The organism is Vibrio sp. T3Y01, from assembly GCF_013114525.1.
GTDB classification, from domain to species: domain Bacteria; phylum Pseudomonadota; class Gammaproteobacteria; order Enterobacterales; family Vibrionaceae; genus Vibrio; species Vibrio chagasii_B.
On the sequence record NZ_VTXJ01000046.1, the window covers coordinates 1 to 5,024 of the forward strand.

The window sequence follows — 5,024 nt, forward strand, 5'->3', positions numbered from 1 at the left end:
TTAACTTAAATAAGTTAACGCAAGTAATTCCCCCTTAGTTCAGTTGGTAGAACGGCGGACTGTTAATCCGTATGTCGCAGGTTCGAGTCCCGCAGGGGGAGCCACATTCAAGAAGCCAAGTCGAAAGACTTGGCTTTTTTCGTTTTAAGCTGCGACTTATTTGTACCAAATAAATGTCTCAGCCGAAACGTCGGACCGTACTAGCCGCCCACGTTGAGTCCCAACAGGGGAGTCATTTTAGAGAAAGCCTCATCACACGATGAGGCTTTTTCGTATCTAACGCTCCTGCTTTGTGCCAAAGCAATGTCTCAGAAAAATCGTCCCCCTTCTCCGGTCACGTCGAATTCCAATACTGAAAAGCTCTTTCAATTTAGGCACGCATTAAATACTGAAACTGGAAAACTACCCTCTTCCGTCGTATACCTCTGCTCAACGACAATCTCTGACTAATGCCGCTCCCTTACAGCCATTCGCAAGACACACTCAAATACACAAAAGGTAACAAACTAGCGTTCCATTACTTTTTTTTCTTCGTAAATTTAATCTTCATCATGTTTTGATATCTTTCTAATATCTGCCCTACACGACTTAGATTAAGATTCGATGAAACATACCTAATATTTATTATTTAATTGCTGCGCGGGGAAATATGAAACTAAAAACGCAAGCTTACTTACTATCGGGCATCATTTTAGTCGCCCTACTAGCGTTGACCGCTACAGGTTTATGGACCTTAAGAGTCGCTAGCAACATGGACAACAAAGCTCGCGTAACTGAGCTATTTAAGAGTGCATACAGCATTCTTACTGAAGTTGAAAAGATGGCCATTGACGGCATGTTAGAAGAACAACAAGCAAAACAGTTGGCGACACGTCTGCTGCGTAACAATATTTATAAAGACAATGAATATGTATACGTTGCCGATGAGAATATGACGTTTGTCGCTACTCCGTTAGATCCTCAGTTACACGGAACTAGCTTTAATGACTTTAAAGATGGAGACGGTAATAGTGTTGGTCAATTAATCCAAAGAGTACTTGGTAACCGAACAGGTCAGATCGTTGAATACACCTGGACCCAAAAACAGCCAGATGGCACGATTGAAGAAAAACTATCTATTGCAGAGAAAACACCGCATTGGGGTTGGGTTGTAGGAACAGGTATAGGCTTCAATGAAGTTAACGCTCGTTTCTGGTCAACTGCTCAATGGCAGCTATTCCTATGTGTTGTTATTGCAGGTCTTATTCTTTCTAGCTTAATCGTGTCTATTAAACGAATGCTGGCACTACTTGGTGGCGAGCCTAAAGACGTGAGAGAAGCCGTACAAGCTGTAGCAGAAGGACGTATTCAGACTTCTTTCGAAACTAAAGCTGTCGATGGCAGTATCTATCATGCAGTACAACAAATGAGTAAATCGCTGGCTGAACTGGTATCTAACCTTAATGCTTCGATGTTGGCATTACGAGGCGAGCTGCAACGAGTCGAAGACCGCGCTGGTTCTATTGCTCAACTCACTGAGACACAACAGCAATCCACTGAAATGATCGCAACTGCGATGACAGAGATGGCATCTTCAGCTAATAACGTTGCTGATTCTGCGGGAGACACAGCGCGCAACACTGATGAAGCAGACAAACAGAGCCAGCATACTCAGCGCCTGATTCATAACACAGTAGACAATATCCAAGGCCTCGCAGGACAACTAGGAACAGCAAGCGAAGCTGTCGCTAACCTAGATAACGATGTAAACAACATTGTGAAAGTATTGGATGTGATTGGCGATATTGCAGAACAGACAAACCTATTGGCACTAAATGCAGCAATTGAGGCTGCTCGTGCAGGCGAGCAAGGTCGCGGATTTGCAGTGGTTGCTGATGAGGTGCGTAATCTTGCAGGCCGAACGCAATCAAGCACTAAAGAGATCCAGTTAATGATCAATAACCTTCAGGACGGCTCTCGCAACGCTATCCAAACCATGGAAGTGTGTGCAGCGACCAGCCAGAGCACAGTAACCGAGTCTCAAAATGCCTCAGAAGCGCTACAACAGATTGTTATTGCTCTTGAGTCAATCTCTTCAATGAGCCATCAAATCGCGACAGCAGCAGCTGAGCAAACTCAAGTGAGTGATGATATCTCGAAGCGCATCAACATGATTGAGGAAAGTGGTAATCAACTAAGCAATGTAGTGACCGAAAGTCATAACAGCACCCAAACCTTAGCCTCTCTATCTAATGAACTAGAAGCTTGGGTAAATAGGTTTGAAGTAAAACACTAAAGTTTCGGGAAGATTTTTAAATATAAAAGCACGTTTTCATACGTGCTTTTTTTATTTCGGCACTCATTCCGTCTAGTTAAACGTAGTTTCTCAATCTTTTAGGGCATGCTAGACCTAGGTTTTTCATCGCAAATGAACAAAAACAACCCACTAAGTATAGAAAAACATCAAACAATACTTTTTTTGCAATTTAATGTTGACCCAGAACGCGAAAACACGTTTAATACACCTCGTCGCCCGGATAGCTCAGTCGGTAGAGCAGAGGATTGAAAATCCTCGTGTCGGTGGTTCGATTCCGCCTCCGGGCACCACAATTTATTTGTTGGTGTCTTAGACAACAACAGTAAAGCACAAAGAAATATCATGTGCCGACTTAGCTCAGTAGGTAGAGCAACTGACTTGTAATCAGTAGGTCACCAGTTCGATTCCGGTAGTCGGCACCATTTCTTTAAAGCTTTAAGAATAATTCCCCCTTAGTTCAGTTGGTAGAACGGCGGACTGTTAATCCGTATGTCGCAGGTTCGAGTCCCGCAGGGGGAGCCACATTTAGTGTGCCGACTTAGCTCAGTAGGTAGAGCAACTGACTTGTAATCAGTAGGTCACCAGTTCGATTCCGGTAGTCGGCACCATTTATATTATTGAGAAGTTTACTCTTCTTAAATAATTCCCCCTTAGTTCAGTTGGTAGAACGGCGGACTGTTAATCCGTATGTCGCAGGTTCGAGTCCCGCAGGGGGAGCCAATAAAGAAGAAGCCGCATCATTGATGCGGCTTTTTTGCACCTGAAGATCACGCATCTCTTTCCTACCTTCTTTAAACATCCTTGCCTTTTATCACATCGAAAATTACTCCGGCGATAACGACGACCATAAATCGAAGATCTGTATAGTGTGGTGATTTAGAGCTCCCTACTTCAAACATCGTCCTAAACGCTCTCAGTTATGACTGTAAAACACCATGAGATCCTGAACTACCATAGTTACTCCTTATCAAAACTATCCACCACAATAGCTCCCATAGAGGCTGGCATAGAAATAACAATCACCCTCTTGATTGACACAACAGGGTCAGACAATAAAGGGAGTTTATCTAAACAAGTCAATACTAATGCCACAACCATGGCCGTCATGACATAAGCGATAACGATTCTAAAAATGAATACGGGGACTCGAGCAACAACATCCTTTTGAAAGACACTCTCATAAGTATAAAAACCAAGAAAGACTGCGGATAACATAAATAGCAGCAATAAATTTTCAGTAGGTAACGTCTCTCCTAGCCTCCAGGCTTCTTCAGAAAAAGAGATAGGCACCGCCAGAGCAAAAGATCCGACAAAGATCTGGCTTGCATCTTCAAAATTAAAACTTAGTTTCATTACATCACCTATTGAGGCTTTCTCAACGATCTTGCAGATCTAGCATCCATTGCTCTTAACCATTGAGTTGGTAGTATCACCGTTAGATTCAAATTAAACTCTAGTGCTTCATATTAACCACCTTCAGCGAGCTAAGATTTGAACTTGAAAGCAACATATCAAAAATTGCTGTATTTCAAAGAAATAGTAGATTTAACGCTTTGACATTATTGTAGAGCTTTTTGCAAGCTTCAAAACTTGACGCTTGAGGGCATTAGTTTCAACGGTATTACTAGCATTGTTACTCAACCCTAAACTGAAAAAGATCATCTTCTACTGTACTTCTAATAAAACAATATAGTGAAGTCACTCGCGAGGAAATAAAGAGGGTTATTGAAAAGAGAGGTAAAGAGAATACTGACTGACGTTGCTTCATTTACAGAAGTCTTAATCGGAGGGTTTTACAACAACTCTAATAATTCAGGTTCCCCAAACCTTATAAAGGCTAGAGCAATCATGATGGATAACCTAAGACCTTAAGAACACCAAAAAAAGAAGGCGTGATTTGTTGAACGTATTCATAAGTAGACCTTACCAGAGCTAGTGCCTCGTCAGTAACTATATAAAGAGCTAACAGCCGTAATTACTAGAACCATAGAATATGCCCGATTAGTAACTCATCGACCCATGAGCAGTTACCAAGACACAAGGAAATAGCTCTCTATTGCGCTAGTGAAGACATAGGCCTCCATCCGTATAATTGAGCCAATTACAAAGGCTAAACGCCACTAGGTTAACTAAGCGTCGAAACATCATATATCTAAAGATATTTACCTGCCGACAAAATGAGAGGCAAAAAAGAGCCGGTATATAAACGGGTTGTGCGAACCACATTTACTGGTGACGAAATCAATACAAACCCAATACTCTATAAAGATAATAAGCTCAGGGCAAAGATATCCGTAACTCATCACTCCTAAGGGACCCAGAGCCTCTAGCAGCCTATTTATACGTCTAGTTAAGCCACAAGCTTCGTAACTTTAACTAACTTATCTAAAGCCACGAGTTACACCCGCTCTTGCGAGCTAACCAGAACTCGTAGATCACGGGCTCAAAGAGAGGAACACAATGATTCAAACGTGAAAAAGCCCAAGCAGTTATGCTTGGGCTTAGTATAAGTGGCGGAGTGGACGGGACTCGAACCCGCGACCCCCGGCGTGACAGGCCGGTATTCTAACCAACTGAACTACCACTCCGCAGTGTCTATTCAGCTTAAAGCAATTTGAGCCTGACGATGTCCTACTCTCACATGGGGAAGCCCCACACTACCATCGGCGCTATTGTGTTTCACTTCTGAGTTCGGCATGGAATCAGGTGGGTCCACAATGCTATGGTC

Annotated in this window: 2 protein-coding genes, 7 tRNA genes and 1 rRNA gene; 7 read left to right on the forward strand and 3 right to left on the reverse strand. The window is 42.7% G+C overall.

Going from position 1 to position 5,024, the window contains the following annotated elements; all coding sequences use genetic code 11:
• Positions 1-28: 28 nt before the first annotated feature.
• The 7 genes from F0232_RS24780 (at position 29) to F0232_RS24810 (ending at position 3,016) form a co-directional block, all read left to right on the forward strand.
• A tRNA-Asn gene (locus tag F0232_RS24780) sits at positions 29-104 on the forward strand.
• A 545-nt stretch (positions 105-649) separates the two neighbouring features.
• Positions 650-2,275 (forward strand): methyl-accepting chemotaxis protein, encoded by a 1,626-nt coding sequence (locus F0232_RS24785; RefSeq protein ID WP_061032405.1) that lies wholly within the window; start codon positions 650-652, stop codon positions 2,273-2,275.
• Positions 2,276-2,510: 235 nt separating this feature from the next.
• Positions 2,511-2,586: transfer RNA gene (locus tag F0232_RS24790), tRNA-Phe, on the forward strand.
• 56 nt (positions 2,587-2,642) lie between these two features.
• Positions 2,643-2,718, forward strand: a tRNA-Thr gene (locus F0232_RS24795).
• Positions 2,719-2,742: 24 nt separating this feature from the next.
• Positions 2,743-2,818 (forward strand) — tRNA-Asn (locus F0232_RS24800).
• A gap of 10 nt (positions 2,819-2,828) precedes the next feature.
• Positions 2,829-2,904: transfer RNA gene (locus tag F0232_RS24805), tRNA-Thr, on the forward strand.
• 36 nt (positions 2,905-2,940) lie between these two features.
• Positions 2,941-3,016: transfer RNA gene (locus tag F0232_RS24810), tRNA-Asn, on the forward strand.
• 237 nt (positions 3,017-3,253) lie between these two features.
• Here the strand turns inward: F0232_RS24810 and F0232_RS24815 are convergent.
• The 3 genes from F0232_RS24815 to rrf all read right to left on the reverse strand — a co-directional run.
• Complete coding sequence (locus tag F0232_RS24815) at positions 3,254-3,649, reverse strand: DUF2391 family protein (RefSeq protein WP_008224619.1); 396 nt, start codon at positions 3,647-3,649, stop codon at positions 3,254-3,256.
• Between the two features lie 1,158 nt (positions 3,650-4,807).
• Positions 4,808-4,884: transfer RNA gene (locus tag F0232_RS24820), tRNA-Asp, on the reverse strand.
• 30 nt (positions 4,885-4,914) lie between these two features.
• Positions 4,915-5,024, reverse strand: a 5S ribosomal RNA gene (gene rrf / locus F0232_RS24825); the annotation flags it as partial.